Annotated in this window: 14 protein-coding genes; 6 read left to right on the top strand and 8 right to left on the bottom strand. The window is 73.9% G+C overall.

Annotated elements, in window-relative coordinates:
- Positions 1-86 precede the first annotated feature (86 nt).
- A complete protein-coding gene (locus CP973_RS36140) occupies positions 87-1,067 on the top strand; it encodes an alpha/beta hydrolase (protein ID WP_150248377.1) in 981 nt (326 codons plus the stop codon).
- On the opposite strand, the gene CP973_RS36135 is transcribed toward CP973_RS36140, so the two are convergent.
- Positions 1,043-1,810 carry a TetR/AcrR family transcriptional regulator gene (locus tag CP973_RS36135; protein WP_244410208.1) on the bottom strand — a complete coding sequence of 256 codons (768 nt, stop codon included), beginning with the start codon at positions 1,808-1,810 and terminating at the stop codon, positions 1,043-1,045. The two genes, CP973_RS36140 and CP973_RS36135, sit on opposite strands and share 25 nt — an antisense overlap.
- Positions 1,811-1,985: 175 nt before the next feature.
- On the opposite strand from CP973_RS36135, the gene CP973_RS36130 reads away from it, so the two are divergent.
- Complete coding sequence (locus tag CP973_RS36130) at positions 1,986-3,014, top strand: ATP-binding cassette domain-containing protein (protein WP_150248375.1); 1,029 nt, start codon at positions 1,986-1,988, stop codon at positions 3,012-3,014.
- Positions 3,011-3,835 (top strand): ABC transporter permease, encoded by an 825-nt coding sequence (locus CP973_RS36125; RefSeq protein ID WP_150248373.1) that lies wholly within the window; start codon positions 3,011-3,013, stop codon positions 3,833-3,835. The genes CP973_RS36130 and CP973_RS36125 overlap by 4 nt, the downstream gene beginning before the upstream one ends.
- 104 nt (positions 3,836-3,939) lie before the next feature.
- Here CP973_RS36125 and serC read toward each other — a convergent pair whose 3' ends face one another.
- Both serC and CP973_RS36115 read right to left on the bottom strand, forming a co-directional pair.
- On the bottom strand, positions 3,940-5,058 hold the full coding sequence (serC, locus tag CP973_RS36120) for a phosphoserine transaminase (RefSeq protein WP_150248371.1): 1,119 nt from the start codon (positions 5,056-5,058) through the stop codon (positions 3,940-3,942).
- A 17-nt stretch (positions 5,059-5,075) separates the two neighbouring features.
- Complete coding sequence (locus CP973_RS36115) at positions 5,076-6,185, bottom strand: helix-turn-helix transcriptional regulator (RefSeq protein ID WP_150248369.1); 1,110 nt, start codon at positions 6,183-6,185, stop codon at positions 5,076-5,078.
- A gap of 74 nt (positions 6,186-6,259) precedes the next feature.
- Between CP973_RS36115 and CP973_RS36110 the strand changes: the two genes are divergently transcribed.
- Complete coding sequence (locus CP973_RS36110) at positions 6,260-7,612, top strand: FAD-binding oxidoreductase (RefSeq protein ID WP_150248367.1); 1,353 nt, start codon at positions 6,260-6,262, stop codon at positions 7,610-7,612.
- A 62-nt stretch (positions 7,613-7,674) separates the two neighbouring features.
- Positions 7,675-10,557 (top strand): FAD-binding and (Fe-S)-binding domain-containing protein, encoded by a 2,883-nt coding sequence (locus CP973_RS36105; RefSeq protein ID WP_150248365.1) that lies wholly within the window; start codon positions 7,675-7,677, stop codon positions 10,555-10,557.
- Here the strand turns inward: CP973_RS36105 and CP973_RS36100 are convergent.
- A complete protein-coding gene (locus tag CP973_RS36100) occupies positions 10,541-11,401 on the bottom strand; it encodes a LysR family transcriptional regulator (RefSeq protein ID WP_150248362.1) in 861 nt (286 codons plus the stop codon). The two genes, CP973_RS36105 and CP973_RS36100, sit on opposite strands and share 17 nt — an antisense overlap.
- Before the next feature lie 70 nt (positions 11,402-11,471).
- Between CP973_RS36100 and CP973_RS36095 the strand changes: the two genes are divergently transcribed.
- The gene (locus CP973_RS36095; RefSeq protein WP_150248360.1) at positions 11,472-12,476 is read left to right on the top strand and encodes an EamA family transporter; all 1,005 of its coding nucleotides are present in this window, start codon (positions 11,472-11,474) and stop codon (positions 12,474-12,476) included.
- A 128-nt stretch (positions 12,477-12,604) separates the two neighbouring features.
- Here the strand turns inward: CP973_RS36095 and CP973_RS36090 are convergent, their stop codons facing one another.
- The 4 genes from CP973_RS36090 to CP973_RS36075 form a co-directional block, all read right to left on the bottom strand.
- Positions 12,605-12,838 carry a ferredoxin gene (locus CP973_RS36090; protein WP_208853366.1) on the bottom strand — a complete coding sequence of 78 codons (234 nt, stop codon included), beginning with the start codon at positions 12,836-12,838 and terminating at the stop codon, positions 12,605-12,607.
- 4 nt (positions 12,839-12,842) lie between these two features.
- The gene (locus tag CP973_RS36085) at positions 12,843-14,087 is read right to left on the bottom strand and encodes a cytochrome P450 (protein ID WP_150248358.1); all 1,245 of its coding nucleotides are present in this window, start codon (positions 14,085-14,087) and stop codon (positions 12,843-12,845) included.
- A 72-nt stretch (positions 14,088-14,159) separates the two neighbouring features.
- Positions 14,160-14,951 (bottom strand): ABC transporter permease, encoded by a 792-nt coding sequence (locus tag CP973_RS36080; protein ID WP_150248356.1) that lies wholly within the window; start codon positions 14,949-14,951, stop codon positions 14,160-14,162.
- On the bottom strand, positions 14,951-15,955 hold the full coding sequence (locus CP973_RS36075; protein ID WP_150248354.1) for an ATP-binding cassette domain-containing protein: 1,005 nt from the start codon (positions 15,953-15,955) through the stop codon (positions 14,951-14,953). Before CP973_RS36075 ends, CP973_RS36080 begins: the two co-directional genes overlap by 1 nt.
- Positions 15,956-15,995: the final 40 nt, after the last annotated feature.

The raw sequence follows: 15,995 nt of genomic DNA, 5'->3' as shown, positions 1-15,995 counted from the left end.
TTGACCCTCACACAGATGTGAGGGCCTGAGACTCGCGGAGCGGCTGGGACGCAGCCGCATTGCATCCGCGATGAGGAGGACCTGCCATGGTCTCGATCGATGTTCCCGCCTTCTACCGTGAGTGGGCGACTCGCAGCGGCGACGTCTTGGACGCTGCCACCGGGGCGGGCCCCGGGACCCTGGAGGATGTCCGGCTCGCCTACCGGAAGTTCTTCCAGGACACTTTTCCGGCACCGGACGGGGTGACCTTCGACTCCGTGGACGCGGACGGGGTGGCCGCCGAGTGCGCGACCCCCGCGAACGCCGTCCCCGGGCGGCACCTGCTCTATCTGCACGGCGGTGCCTACCTGGTGGGGGATCCGCGGGGCTACCGCGGCCTGGTCGGCGGTCTCGCCCGGCGCCTGCGCGCCCGCGCTCTGGTACCGGACTACCGGCTCGCACCCGAGGCGGTCTTTCCCGCCGCCGTCGAGGACGCCGTCACCGCCTACCGCCGGCTGCTGGAACAGGGTGCCGAGCCGGAGAACGTGGTGTTCGCCGGCGACTCCGCCGGTGGAGCGATGGCGGTCAGTGCCCTGGTCGCCGCCCGTGACCAGGGTCTTCCGATGCCGGCCGCCTCGGTCGCCATCTCGCCCTGGGCCAATCTCGAACACACCGGGGCCACGATGTGCACGCTGGACGGTGTGGACCCGTCCGTCAGCCGTGTGGGGCTGTGCCGCGCCGCGGACCTCGTCCTGGGCGGCGCGCCGCGGAACGGTCCGCTGGCCTCACCGGTCTTCGCCGACACCCGCGGGCTGCCTCCGGTCCTGATCCAGATCGGCGGTCACGAGGTCATGCTCAGCGACGCGGTCGGGCTGGCCGCCAGGCTGGCCGAGGACGCCGTACCCGTACGCCTGGACGTCGCGCCGGCGATGGGGCACGTGTGGCATCTGCTCGCCGGGCACCTCCCCGCTGCTGACAAGGCGGTCGCCGACGCCGTCGCCTTCGCCGAGGAGCACCTTCCCGCCGTGGGCGCCGGGGAGAGCGACGAGGGCCTCGTCCGCCCTCAGGCCCCCTGCTTCTCGATATAGGCCGCGAACCCGTCCAGCAGCCGCGCCAAGCCCAGTTCGAACAGGGCGTCGCCTTCGTCGCGCTCGTCGTCGAACGCGAACGTGTCCTCGGAGAGTGCGGCGAGGTACGGGTAGCGGCCGCTTTCCATGGCCTGGATCAGGAACGGGCCCTGGATCTTCCACCATTCCTCGTCGGTGATGCCGGTGCGCTTCTCGGCCATGGCCGAGTTGAGGCGGGTGCGGGCCGCGCCGGCGACGTAGCCCTCCACGACCGTCAGGAGCCGGATCTTCTCGGGGTCGGGCAGGGCGACGCCGGACAGTCCGCGGATGGTGTGCTCCAGCGCGTTGACCGAGTTGGGGCCCAGCAGCGGGCGCGTCTGGTCGACCTGGAGCAGCCAGGGGTGGCGGTGGTGGAGCCGCCAGGCGCGGCGCGCGACGTTCTCCAGGACGGCCCGCCAGCCGGCCTCGGGGCCGGGGAACTCGTCGGCGCCGTACGCGGCGATCTTGTCGAGCATCAGGTCCAGCAGCTCGCCCTTGCCGGGGACGTAGCGGTAGAGCGACATCGTGCCGACGCCCAGTTCGGCGGCGACCCGGCGCATCGACACCGCGCCGATCCCCTCGGCGTCGGCGACCGCCACCGCGGCGGTGACGATCCGGTCGAGGGTCAGGCCGGGCTTGGGGCCGCGGGTGGGGCGCTCGCCGGTGCCCCAGAGCAGCTCCATGCTGCGGGCCGCGTCGCCGCTGCCACTGTGTTCTGTCGTCATGGTGCGGTCAGTCTATGCCGCCGCGCAAAAAACCGGGTACGGCGTACGCGGTCGTCGGGTACGGTGGGGGTGCTACTGGGTACGCCGTACTCGGTTCCGGGGTTTGGTGCTCGCTGTGAGGCGACCGGTACCCGGTGCCCGGCGCCCGGCGCGAACGAGGAGGACGGGGAGGCGCATGAAGACATCCGACGTGGCGGTCCTGGCGGAGGGGCTGGCCAAGCGGTACGGGGACAAGCGGGCGCTCGACGGCTTCGACCTGGCCGTACCGCCTGGCACCGTACAGGGCCTGCTCGGGCCCAACGGGGCGGGCAAGACCACCGCCGTACGGATCCTGGCGACGCTGCTGCGGCTGGACGGCGGGCGGGCGGTCGTCGCCGGGCACGACGTGGCGCGCGAGCCGCACGCCGTACGCAAGCGGATCGGTCTGACCGGGCAGTACGCCGCCGTGGACGAGATCCTGACGGGGCGGCAGAACCTGGAGATGTTCGGGCGGCTGTTCCACCTGGACGGACGGCGGGCGCGGGCCCGCGCCGACGAGCTGCTGACGCGGTTCGGGCTGGCCGACGCCGCCGGCAGGCAGGTCAAGCACTACAGCGGCGGCATGCGGCGGCGCCTGGACCTGGCGTCGAGCGTCCTGCTCGCGCCCGAGGTGCTGTTCCTGGACGAGCCGACCACCGGGCTCGACCCGCGCAGCCGCAACGAGGTCTGGGAGACCGTACGGGACCTGGTCGCGGGCGGTACGACCGTCCTGCTCACCACCCAGTACCTCGACGAGGCCGACCAGCTGGCCGACCGGATCGCCGTCATCGACCACGGCCGGACCGTCGCGGAGGACACCCCGGACGGCCTCAAGCACGGCGTCGGCGGCGACCGCGTCCAGGTGGTGCTGCGCGACGCCGCCGAACTGCCGCGGGCGGCGCGGATCGTGGCCCGGGTGGCGGCGGACGGCGCCGCGCCGGACACGGACGTGGCGGAGCGGCGGGTCGGCGTGCCGGTGACGGACGGCGTGGCGGCGCTGACCGAGGCGGCGCGGGCGCTCCAGGACGCGGGGGTCGGTGTGGCGGACATCGGGCTGCGGCGGCCGACGCTGGACGAGGTCTTCCTGCGGCTGACGGGACACCGTACGGCGGCGGGGGAGACGGACGGGGCCGGGAACGGTACGGACGCGGCCGGCCGTACGTACGGGACGGAGGCCGCCGCATGAGCGCCCCCGCCACCGCCCCCGCCCCTCCGGAGCGGCGCCTGTACTGGGCCTTCGCCGACTGCTGGACCATCGTCCGCCGCGATCTGACCCACCTCGTCAAGCAGCCCGTCAACATCGCCTGGCAGCTGGGCTTCCCGATCGTCTCCGTGCTGCTCTTCGTCTACGTCTTCGGCAGCGCGATGGACGTCGGCGGCCAGGGCTCCTACCGGGACTACGCGATGCCCGGGATGTTCGCCATGACGATGGCGTTCGGCTTCATGAACACCGCGATGCTGGTCGCGGTCGACAAGGACCGGGGCGTGACCGACCGCTTCCGCTCGATGCCGATGGCGCGGTCGGCGGTGGTCAGCGGGCGCGGCGTCTCGGACGTGTTCGGCGCGGCGCTGGACCTGGCGGTGCTGGCGCTGATCGCCGTCGTCGTCGGCTGGCGTTCGGACGGCGGCGCGCTCGCCACGCTGGCCGCCTTCGCCCTGCTGCTGCACCTGCGCTTCGCCCTCATCTGGGTGGGTGTGCTGCTGGGCCTGCTGGTGCCCAACCAGGAGGCGGCGGGCGGGCTGTTCGCGCTGGCCTTCCCGTTCGGCATGATCTCCAGCGTCTTCACGCCGCCGTCGATGATGCCGGACTGGCTCGGGGCGATCGCGATGTGGAACCCGGTCTCCTCGACGGCGAACGCCGTCCGGGAACTGTTCGGCCGGCCCGGCACGATCGGCGGCAGCTGGATCGAGCAGCACGCCGTGCTGATGGCGGTCGTCTGGCCGCTCGTCCTCACCGCGGTCTTCCTGCCGCTGGCGGTACGCCGCTTCCAGCATCTGAGCCGCTGAGAGCCTTTGGAAGGGGCCTTCTGGAAGGGCGTTTGGGGACAGCGCGACGGCCGGGCCCCGGCGGGTGTGTCCCGCCGGGGCCCGGCCGTGTGGAGCGAGAGGCCCTACAGCTTGTCGATCACGTAGTCGACGCAGGCGGTCAGCGCCTCGACGTCGGCCGGGTCGATCGCCGGGAACATCGCCACCCGCAGCTGGTTGCGGCCCAGCTTGCGGTACGGCTCGGTGTCCACGATGCCGTTGGCGCGCAGCGCCTTGGCGACGGCCGCCGCGTCGATCTCGTCGTCGAAGTCGATGGTGCCGATGACCTGGGAGCGCTTGGCCGGGTCGGTGACGAACGGCGTGGCGTACTTGGACTCCTCGGCCCAGCCGTACAGCGTGCGCGAGGAGGTCGCGGTGCGCCGCACCGCCCAGTCCAGACCGCCCTGGCCGTTGATCCACTTCAGCTGCTCGTCCAGCAGGAAGAGGGTGGACAGGGCCGGGGTGTTGTACGTCTGGTTCTTCAGCGAGTTGTCGATCGCGGTCGGCAGCGAGAAGAACTCCGGGACGTGCCGGCCGGAGGCGTGCACGGTGCGGGCGCGCTCCAGGGCCGCGGGGGAGAAGACGCCGATCCACAGACCGCCGTCGGAGGCGAAGGACTTCTGCGGCGCGAAGTAGTAGACATCGGTCTCCGCGATGTCCACGGGCAGGCCGCCCGCGCCGGAGGTGGCGTCCACCAGGACGAGCGAGCCGGCGTCCGCGCCCGCCACCCGCTTGACGGGGGCGGCGACACCGGTCGAGGTCTCGTTGTGGGTGAAGGCGTAGACGTCCACGCCCTCCTCCGCCTTCGGCTCCGGGTGGCTGCCCGGGTCGGCGGAGATCAGGGTGGGCTCGGCCAGCCACGGCGCCAGCTTGGCGGCCTTGGCGAACTTCGAGGAGAACTCGCCGAAGGTGAGGTGCTGGGACTTGTTCTCGATCAGGCCGTGGGTCGCGATGTCCCAGAAGGCGGTGGAGCCGCCGTTGCCGAGGACGACCTCGTAGCCCTCCGGCAGCCGGAACAGCTCGCGCACGCCGTCGCGGACCGAGCCGACCAGGTTCTTGACCGGAGCCTGGCGGTGGGACGTGCCGAGCAGGGAACGTCCGGTGGCGGCGAGGGCGTCGAGCGCCTCCGTACGCACCTTGGAGGGGCCCGCGCCGAAGCGACCGTCGGCGGGCTTGATGTCAGCGGGAATCTGGATATCAGCCACGGGCGAAGCGTAATCCGTCAGGGGGCCGGCGCAGGACCGGGGTCCACCGGGTGAGACGGAACGGACGCCGCCGTGGGACCGCCGTCCGCCCGCCCGGCCTCCGCTTTTCCGGTCCTCGCCTGCCGGTCCTCCGTCTGCCGGTCTTCCGCCTGCCGGCTCTCCGTCTGCCGGTCCTCCGCGTACATCGCGCCGACCGAAGCCGCCGCCCGCGCCAGCTCCGCCCGCGCCTCCGGCGGTTCCAGCACCTCGACCGTCGCCGCGAACTGGAGCAACTGGCGCACCGCGCGCGGTTCCTCCAGCGCCAGTTCGGCCGTCACCCACGTGCCGCCGGTGTCGTGCGGCGGCTCCACCAGCGCGGGCCCCATGATCCGTACGAACAGGTCCAGCCGCGACCGCAGCACCCGGGCCGTCACCCGCAGCCCCGCCGGCCGGTCCTCCACCCGCCGCCGCAGCGCCTCCCACGCGTCCGCCAGCTCCACCCCGTCCCGGCGCCGCACCGGCGTGTCGAGGACGGTGGCCGCCGCCACCCGGTCGGCCCGGAACAGCCGGGCGCGCCGCCGCCGGTCCGCGACGAGGTACCAGATGCCGGCCTTGGAGACGAGGCCGTACGGATCGACGGTGTACGTCCGGGTGCGGGTCTCGCCGCTGTGCCGGTAGCGGATGCGCAGCCGCCGGTCGGCGAAGACCGCGGTGTGCAGCGTGTCCAGGTCCACCGAAGGCCGCGGGCCGGACCGCCAGCGCCCGGGATCGACCAGGATGCGGCGGCTGGTCAGTTCGGCCGCCGGACGGTGCGGCGCGGGCAGCGCGGCCATCACCTTGCGCAGCGCGGACCCGAGCGCGTCGTCCAGTCCGAGCGCGTGGTGCGCGCCCTCGGCGGCCAGCACGAACAGCGCCCGCGCCTCGTCGGTGGTCAGCCCCGTCACGTCCGTACGGAAGCCCGGCAGCAGCGCGATACCGCCGTGCCGCCCGCGCTCGGCGTACACCGGCACCCCGGCGGCGGACAGCGACTCGATGTCGCGGTAGATCGTCCGGACGGACACTTCCAGTCGCTCGGCCAGCTCGGCGGCCGGCACCCGGCCGCGCGTCTGGAGGAGCAGCAGGATCGAGAGCAGACGGTCGGACTTCACCCGGCCCAGTCTTCCGGAAAGCCCGGCGGAAAACATGACGGCCGGTGTCAGGTTATGGCAGGAGAGTCCCGGCCATGAACCTCACCAACGACACCACCGTTCCCGCAGCTTCCCCCACCCTTGCCGAGCTGGCCGCCCAGGTAACCGGCGTCGTCCTCGTCCCCGGTGACGAGGGGTACGACGCGGAGCGCTCCGGCTACCAGATCGGGTACTCCCACCGTCCTTCGGTGATCGTCGGGGCGGCCTCGGCAGCCGACGCCGTGGCGGCGGTGCGCTACGCCCGCGCCCACGGCCTGCCGGTGTCCGTGCAGTCGACCGGGCACGGCCTGGCGGCGGCCACCGACGGTGGCCTGCTGATCAGCACCCGCCGGATGGACGGGATACGGATCGACGCGGCAGCGCGGACGGCGTGGGCCGGGGCGGGCGTGCTCTGCGGGCAGCTGATCGAGGAGGCCGCGCCGTACGGGCTGGCGCCGGTGAACGGGTCGTCGCCCGGGGTGGGCGTCGTCGGGTACGGGGGACTGGGCATCCTGGGCCGGGAGTTCGGATACGCGTCGGACCACGTCCGGACGGTGGAACTGGTCACCGCCGACGGGGAGGTGCGGCGGGTGTCCGAGGCGCACGAACCGGACCTCTTCCGGGCGCTGCTCGGCGGTGGCCACGGCCTGGGCGTGGTGACCGGCCTGGAGTCCGGGCTGGTGCCGGTCGAGCGGGTGTACGGCGGCCAACTGATCTTCGGCGCCGATCTGCTGGACGAGGCGCTGGCCGCGTACCTGGCCTGGACCGAGGACCTGCCCGACGCGCTGACCTCGTCGGTCGGCCTGATCGTGTACCCGGACGCACCTGCCGTGCCGCCCCACCTGCGCGGCCGCCACCTCGCCCAGATCCGGATCGCGTACACGGGCACGGCGGAAGAGGGCGACCGGCTGGCCGCCCCGCTGCGCGCGGTCGGGCCCCGGGTGGCCGACACGCTGCGCGAGATGCCGTACACCGACTCCCACACGATTCACCAGGACCCGGCCACGCCGCACGCCTACGACGGCGACAGCGTGCTGCTCAGCGGACTGGAGGCGGACGCGCTCCGCACGGTGGCCGCGCTGACCGGCCCGGACGCACCGATGATGACCGTGGTGCAGCTCAACCACCTCGGCGGCGCGCTCGCGGCGGGCGGCGGTTCCGTCGGCCACCGGGACGCGCGCTACCTGCTGCGCCTGCTGTCGCCGCTGGACGGCACGGACGTGGCGGCCGTCCGCGCGCTGCACGCGGAGGTGCGGGAGGCGCTGGCGCCGTGGGCGGTCGGCCGCGCCGTCAACTTCCTGTTCGGTGATCACGGTGACGCGGTGGCCGACGCGTACGAGGAGCCGCTGCGCCGGCGGCTGGCCGGTGCCAAGGCCGCGTACGACCCGGAGAACGTGTTCCGGGCGTAGGCGCGGGCAACGGTCGGGCGTCGGGCGGGGAGCGGCCCCGGCCGAGTGGGCAGGCTGGGGGCATGGCTGATCGTACGGAGACACACGGGACGCAGGGCGGGACGCGGGAGCTGGCCCGGGAGCTGGCGGACGCGGTGCGCGGCGAGGTGTCGGCCGCCGCCGGGGACCGGGCGCTGATGACGATGGACGCGTCCAACTACCGCCGGGTGCCGCGGGCGGTGGTCGCGCCACGGGACGCGGAGGATGTCGCCGCCGTCCTGCGCGTGTGCCGCGAGCGCGGTGTGCCGGTGGTGCCGCGCGGCGGCGGCACGAGCATCGCGGGGCAGGCCACCGGCCTCGGCGTGGTGCTGGACTGCACCCGCCACCTGCGGCGGATCGTGTCGCTGGACCCGGAGGCCGGCACGGCGGTCGTCCAGCCGGGCGTGGTCCTCGACGACCTGCGGGCGGCCGCCGCCGCGCACGGCCTGACCTTCGGCCCGGATCCGTCCACGCACAGCCGCTGCACCCTCGGCGGCATGATCGGCAACAACTCCTGCGGCTCGCACTCGGTGGCCTGGGGCACCACCGCCGACAGCGTGCGCGAACTGGAGGTGCTGACGTACGGGGGCGAGCGGCTGCGCGCCGGGCGCGGCACCGCGGCCCTGGACGCGCTGCCGCAACGGCTGCGGGACGGCGTACGGGGCCTGGTGGACGGCGACTTGGCGCTGCTCCGCACCGGGTATCCGGGCCTCCCGCGCCGCATCTCCGGTTACGCGCTGGACGCCCTGCTGCCCGAGCAGGGCACCGACCTGGCGCGGGCGCTCACCGGCAGCGAGGGCACGCTCGGCGTGCTGACCGAGGCCACGGTCGCGCTGGTCCGGCCGCCCGCCGCCAAGGTGCTGGCGGTACTCGGCTACGAGGACGAGAGCGCGGCGGCCGAAGCGGCGCACACCCTGCTGCCGTACCGGCCCCTGACCGTCGAGGGCATGGCCGCCGACCTGGTGGGCAGCGCGGCGGGCCTGCCCAAGGGCGGCGCCTGGCTGTTCGTCGAGATGGGCGGCGACGAACCGGGAGAAGCGCTGGCCCGCGCCGAGAGCCTGTGCCGGGACGCGGGGGCGGCCACGACCGACCACACCGTCGTCACCGACCCGGCGCGGCAGCGCGCCCTGTGGCGGGTGCGCGAGGACGCGTCCGGCACCGCGACCCGGATGCCGGACGGCTCGGAGGCGTGGCCCGGCTGGGAGGACTGCGCGGTGCCGCCGCGGCGCCTCGGCGCCTACCTGCGCGACTTCCGTGCCCTGCTGGCCCAGCACGGCCTGCGCGGCACGCCGTACGGGGACTTCGGCGACGGCTGCATCCACGTCCGTATCGACTTCGACCTGCTGACCGCGCCCGGCATCCGGCGGTTCCGGGAGTTCTCCGGCGACCTCGCGGAGCTGGTCGTGGCGCACGGCGGCTCGCTCTCCGGGGAGCACGGCGACGGGCAGGCCCGCGCCGAACTGCTGCCCAGGATGTACGGACCCGGCCTGGTCGGCCTCTTCGGCCGCTTCAAGGACCTGTGGGACCCGGCGGGCGGCCTGAACCCCGGCATGCTCGTCCGGCCGGACCGGATGGACGACAACCTGCGCTTCGCACCGCTGCCGAAGCGCCCGGTGGACGTGGAGTTCGGCTACCCGCACGACGGCGGCGACTTCTCGGCGGCGGTACGGCGCTGCGTCGGCGTCGCCAAGTGCCGCAACGCCGCCCCGGGCGGCTCGGCCGTCATGTGCCCGTCGTACCGCGCCACCGGCGAGGAACGGCACTCCACCCGCGGCCGCGCCCGCCTGCTGCACGAGATGCTCGCCGGCGAAGTGATCACCGGTGGCTGGCGCTCCGGGGAGGTACGGGATGCGCTGGACCTGTGCCTGTCCTGCAAGGGCTGCCGCAGCGACTGCCCCGTGGGCGTCGACATGGCCACGTACAAGGCCGAGTTCCTGCACCACCACTACGCGGGGCGGCTGCGGCCCGCCGCGCACTACTCGATGGGCCGGCTGCCGCGCTGGCTGCGCGCCGCTGCCCCGGTCGCGCCGCTGCTCAACGCCCTGGCCCGGACCCCGCTGGCGGGCGCGGCCAAGCGCCTCGGCGGCATCGCGCCGCAGCGGGCGATCCCGGAGCTGGCCACCGAGCCGTTCGTACGGTGGTGGGCGCGGCGCACGCCCGCCCCGCCCACGGCCGGACCGGCGCTCCTGCTGTGGCCGGACACCTTCACCAACTACCTCGCGCCCGAGGTCGGCCGTGCCGCCGTACGTGTCCTGGAGGCCGCCGGCCTCACCGTCCGGCTGCCGGTGGCCGGCCGCCGGCCGCCCCTGTGCTGCGGGCTGACCTACGTCTCGACCGGCCAGCTCGACCAGGCACGCACGGTCATGCGCCGTACGGTGGACGCCCTCGACCCGCTGCTCGCCGACGGCACCCCGCTGACCGTCCTCGAACCGAGCTGCGCGGCGGCCTTGCGCACCGACCTGCCGGAGCTGCTGCCCGACGACCCGCGCGCGGCCCGGCTGGCCGCCTCCGTACGCACCTTCGCGCAGACCCTGGAGGAACGGGCGCCCGCCTGGGAGCCCCCGCGCCTCGACCGTCCGGCCGTCGGCCAGACCCACTGCCACCAGCACGCGGTCCTGGGCGAGGCGGCCGAACAGCGCCTGCGCGAACGGGCCGGACTGGCGGGCGGTCTGAGCGGCGGCTGCTGCGGACTGGCCGGAAACTTCGGCTTCGAACGCGGCCACTACGACGTGTCCGTCGCCTGCGCCGAAGAACAGCTCCTGCCCTCCGTACGGCAAGCGGACCCCACCACCGAAGTGCTCGCCGACGGCTTCTCCTGCCGCACCCAGATCGGTCAGCTCACCGACCGGCGCGCCCGCCACCTGGCCGAGGTGCTGGCGGAGGGGCTGGCGGGCGGGGGCGAGGGGGCGGTCACAGCGCCTCGCTGAACACCTCGTGCGCCAGCGCCACCAGGTCGGGTGCGGCCGGGTGCCCCGGCCCGGCGCGTCGGACGAGGCGCACGGTGACGGGCGGCGCGCCGCGCAGCGGCACGTAGCGCACGCCGTGGTGCGGATGCACCTCCGCGGTGGCCGAGGAGGTGACACCGAAGCAGCGCCCGGCGGCGATGGCGGCCAGCCAGTCGTCGGTGTTGGTGATCGGAACGGTCGCGGCGGGCCGCGCGTCCGCCGGCCACAGGTCCGGGGTGGTGACGCCGGAGACGGTGTTGAGCGCGAGGGTGCGCCCGGCGAGGTCCGCCAGAGTCAGTGAGCGGCGCCGGGCCAGCGGGTCGTCGGCGGGCAGGGCCGCCACCCGCGGCTCGGTGCCGAGCCGGTCGGCGACCAGACCCTCGTCCCGCAGCTCGCCGCGCAGCAGCGCCGCGTCCACGTCGCCGCGCAGCAGGCCCGCCGTGCGGTCGTCGATCCGGCGCAGCTCCAGCGGGGTGCCGGGGTGCCGCTCGTGCCAGCGGCGCAGCAAGGGCGTGGTGTACGGGCCGGCGGCGGACCAGGCGTGGCCGAGGAGCAGCGGCCGGGGTGTCGGGCGGGTGTGGGCCAGGGCGTCGTCGAAGGCGGTGACGGCGGCCTCGGCCCGTACGCGGAAGGCGCGGCCCTCCGGCGTCAGCTCCAGGTGATGGGTGGACCGGTCGGCGAGCCGGGCGCCGGTCTCCTGCTCCAGTTGCCGCAGGGCGCGGGAGACGGCGGGCTGGCTGAGGTGCAGCCGCTCGGCGGCGCGGGTCACGCTGAGCGTGTCGGCAATGGCCAGAAAACAGCGGAGGTGCCGCAGTTCGACGGTCATGCGGCCGGAGCATAACAGCAGGTGGAAATCGCATTTCACGGCGCGCGCGGCGGCCCGTAGCGTGGCCCCCGTGAACGAGTCGCGCCACGAGTCCAGCAACCCGCAGTCCGCCGGCCGGGCCGGTGCCACGGCCGAAGGCACCGCCTCCGGTCCGCCGCCCGTAGCTCCGGTTCCCGAGCCGGTCCCGGCCTCCCCGGAGGTCCGCGCCGCCGAGCGGGACGCGGCGGCGGGCGGGCGGCTGGTGTCCGTGGCGCTGGTGATCGGCGGCATCATCTCGCTCCAGTTCGGCGCCTCGGTCGCGGTGCTGCTCTTCCCGCGGGCCGGTGCGCTCGGTGTGGTCACGCTCCGCCTGGTGGTCGCCGCGCTCGTCCTGATGATCGCCTGCCGTCCCGGGATGCGCGGCTACAGCCGGGGCGACTGGGCCACGATCGTCGCCTTCGGTGTCGCCCTGTGCGGCATGAACTCGCTCTTCTACGAGGCCATCGACCGCATTCCGCTGGGCGCCGCCGTCACGCTGGAGTTCATGGGGCCGCTGATCCTCTCGGTGGTCACCTCGCGCCGGGCGCTGAGCCTGGTGTGGGCGGCGCTCGCGCTGGGCGGTGTCGCCCTGCTCGGCCGCGAGGGCTTCGACGGGCTGGACCCGCTCGGCGCCGGGCTCGCCCTGGCGGCGGGCGCGCTGTGGGCCGCGTACATCCTGCTCTCGTCCCGTACGGGGCAGCGCTTCCCGCAGGCGGACGGCCTGGCCCTGGCGATGTCGGTGGCGGCGCTGCTGAGCCTGCCGGTCGGCATCTCCAGCGCCGGTACGGCGCTGCTGGACCCGGTCACGATCGGACTGGGCGCCGCTGTCGCGCTGCTGTCCTCGGTCACGCCGTACACCCTCGAACTGCTCGCCCTGCGCAAGCTCCCGGCCTCCGGCTTCGCCGTGATGATGAGTCTGGAGCCGGCCGCCGCGGCGCTCGCCGGGTTCCTGGTGCTGCACCAGGCGCTCGGCTGGGCCGAGGTGGTGGCGATCGGGCTGGTGGTGCTGGCGAGCGTCGGTGCCGTACGGAGCACGGGCGGGGCCGGGACGGGCTGAGCCCGGGGCGGGGCAGACCGAGCCGGAGCCGGGGCCGAAGCAGGGGCGGGGGCGAGCCTGGGCCCGCACGCGCGAGAGCCCCCCACCGGTGTGCGGTGCGGGGTTCTCGGCCCGGAGTGCCACGGTCGCTACGGGTCCGTGGGGTCCGGGGAGTGGAGGATGATGGCCCGGGCGGGGCAGAGGCCGGCGGCCATCCGGGCGGCGGCCCGGTGCCCGGGGGCCGGCTCGGGGTGCAGGAGCACCACCAGGCCTTCGTCGTCGTCCTGGTCGAAGACCTCGGGAGCGGTCAGGGCGCACATTCCGGCGCCGACACAGCGGTCACGGTCGACGCCGAGACGCAGCCGTTCGTTCGGATCGCTCATCGCGTTACTCCTTGTCCCAGGTGACGGGCAGGCTGATCACGCCGTAGATGTTGGCGCGGTCGCGCAGCGGGACCTCCTGCGGCGGCACCGCGAGGCGCAGGGTGGGGAAGCGGGCGAAGAGCGCCGGGAAGGCGACGGTCATCTCGACGCGGGCGAGCTGCTGGCCGAGGCACTGGTGGGGCCCGTGGCCGAACGACAGGTGCCCGGTGGCCCTGCGGTGGATGTCGAGCCGGTCGGGCTCGGGGAACTTCAGCGGGTCGCGGTTGGCGGCCTGGACCGAGACGGTCACCGTCTCACCGGCCCTGACCAACTGACCTTCGATCTCGACGTCCTCCAGGGCGGCCCGCGCGATGGGGTCGGCCACGCTGAGGTAGCGCAGCAGTTCCTCGACGGTCTGCTCGGCGAGGCCCGGGTCGGCGCGCAGGGCGTCCAGCTGGCCGGGGTTGCTGAGCAGGGCGAAGGTGCCGAGGCCGAGCATGTTCGCGGTGGTGTCGAGCCCGGCGGCCAGCAGCACCCCGCCGACCCCGATCAGTTCCTCCTCGGTGAGGTCCGAGGTGGTCAGGTCGCTGAGCAGGTCGTCGGTGGGCTCGGCGCGCTTGGCGGCCACGAGTTCCCCGATGAACTGTCCGACGGCGGCGAACGCCGCGCCCCTCGCCTCCGCGTCCGACGTCTGGTCGAAGACGGTCGCCACGTGTCCCTGGAAGCGGTCCCGGTCGGCGTACGGCACGCCGAGCAGTTCGCAGATCATGAGCGCGGGCACCGGCCGCGCGAACGCCTCCACCAGGTCGACGACGGGCCCGGCCTGCTCCATGGCGTCCAGGCACTCGTGCGTGAACCCCTCCACCCGCTCGGCGAGCTGACGCATCCGGCGGACCGTGAACTTGCCGGTGAGCAGCCGCCGGAAGCGGGTGTGCTCGGGAGCGTCGAGACCGAGGAAGTCGCCGGGCGACGCGGGCGGCACCTGCGTCATCCCCTCCATGCCCGGCATCGGTACCGGCAGGTGCAGGAGTTCGTAGCGCGCGCTGAAGCGCGGGTCGGACAGCACCGCACGGGCCGCCGCGTGGCTGGTGGCCAGCCAGCCTATGTGCCCGTCGGCGTAGCGCATGCGGCGCAGCGGCCGGTCGTCCGGCGCGGTGAGTCCGGCGGGCGGGTCGAAGGGGCAGCCGGTGCGCCGGTCGGTGGGCAGGGTGGCCGGTTCTCCGGTGGTGCGGTCGGCGGTGGTGTCGGGGGCCGTCGGGTTGTACGACATGGAGTCCTCCTGTGATCGCCGTGCGGGATGTGAACGGTGTGGTGCGGTGAAGTGGCGTGCGGAGGGCGGTGGTTACCGCTTCGCGCCGGTCTTGAAGGTGCGGCGCGCCCACAGGTAGCCGACCAGGCAGAGTCCCGCGCACCAGGCGAGGGCGATGGCCGCGCTGGAGCCGATCCCGGTGCCGAGCCACAGTCCGCGCAGGGTCTCGATGATCGGCGTGAAGGGCTGGTACTCGGCGAACCACCGCAGGCCGGTGGGCATGGACTCGGTCGGCACGATGGCGCTGCCGAGGAACGGCAGGAACGTCAGCGGCATCGGGATGTTGCTGGCGGTCTCGACGTTCTTGGCGACCAGCCCGATGCCCGCGCAGACCCAGGTCAGCGCCAGGGTGAGCAGGGCGAGCAGACCGATGGCGGCGAGCCATTCGACGGGCGTGGCGCTGGGGCGGAAGCCCATCAGGAGGGCGACGCCGGTGACCAGCGCGACGCTGACCATCGTCTGGATCACGCTGCCGACGACATGGCCGGTCAGGAACGAGGCGCGGGAGATCGGCATCGTGCGGAAGCGGTTGACGATGCCCTCGGTCTTGTCGGCGCACACGCTGATCGCGGTGGTCAGGGCGCCGGACGTGGCGGCCATCAGGATGATGCCGGGCGCGAGGTAGTCGATGTAGTCGCCGCTGCCGGTGGGCAGGCCGCTGATGCCGGTGCCCAGGGCGCTGCCGAAGACGTAGTTGAACAGCAGCAGCATCGCGAGGGGCATGATGACGACGGTGAGCGTCAGGGACGGGTAGCGCAGGGCCTTCTTGAGGTTGCGCCGCAGCATCGTTCTGGAGTCCCTGGCGGCGTAGGACAGGGTGGCCATCAGACGTTCTCCTTGGTCGGGGCGCCGGTGTGGGCGGGGTGGGGCTGACCGGTGAGGGTCAGGAAGACGTCGTCGAGGTCGGGGGTGTGCACGGTGAGCGACTCGGCCCGGACGCCGGTGTTCTCCAGCGTGTCGAGGACGGCCCGCAGGTTGGGGATGGAGCCGTCGCTGGGGATCTGGAGGGCGCAGGACTCCTCGTCGCGCGTGGCGATGCCGAAGACTCCCGCCGCGGTGTCCAGGCTCCGGGCGTCGGCGAACCGCACCCGGATGTGGCCGCCGGGGATGCGCTGCTTCAGCTCGTCGGCGGTGCCCTCGGCGATCAGCCTGCCGTGGTCCAGCACGGCGATCCGGTCGGCGAGCTGGTCGGCCTCTTCGAGGTACTGGGTGGTCAGGAAGATGGTCACGCCGTCGTCGGCGACGAGGCCGCGGATGATCTCCCACATGGTGCGCCGGCTGCGCGGGTCGAGCCCGGTGGTGGGCTCGTCGAGGAAGATGATCCGCGGATCGCCGACCAGCGTCATCGCCAGGTCCAGCTTGCGCCGCATACCGCCGGAGAAGGTGACGGCGGTCTTGCCCGCCACCTCCGACAGGTCGAAGCGGCGCAGCAGGTCCCTGGCCCGCCGCTTGCCCTCGCGCCGGTCGAGGTGGTGCAGGTCCGCCATGAGGAGGAGGTTCTCCTCGGCGGTCAGGAGGTTGTCGACGGCCGAGAACTGGCCGGTGACGCCGATCGAGGAGCGCACCGCGTCGGCGGCGCGGGTCAGATGGCGGCCCGCGACCCAGGCCTCGCCCGCGTCGGCCTCGATGAGTGTGGAGAGGATTTCCACCGTGGTGGTCTTGCCGGCGCCGTTGGGCCCGAGCAGCGCGAAGACGGTGCCTTCGGCGATGTTCAGGTCGATGCCGTCGAGCACGAGCTTGTCGCCGTAGGACTTGCGCAGTCCGGTGGCGGTGATCGCCGGTGCCCTCGTGGGGGCGGCGATCGGCGCGGAGGCCTGGGTGACTGTCATGCCGTGTTCCCTTCGGCGGTGGAGCGTGCGGATGGATGGG

Origin of the sequence: Streptomyces albofaciens JCM 4342 (assembly GCF_008634025.1) — a bacterium.
Taxonomy (GTDB): domain Bacteria; phylum Actinomycetota; class Actinomycetes; order Streptomycetales; family Streptomycetaceae; genus Streptomyces; species Streptomyces albofaciens.
The sequence above is the reverse complement of the archived record's forward strand: the minus strand, read 5'-3'. Positions and strand labels throughout refer to the sequence as shown.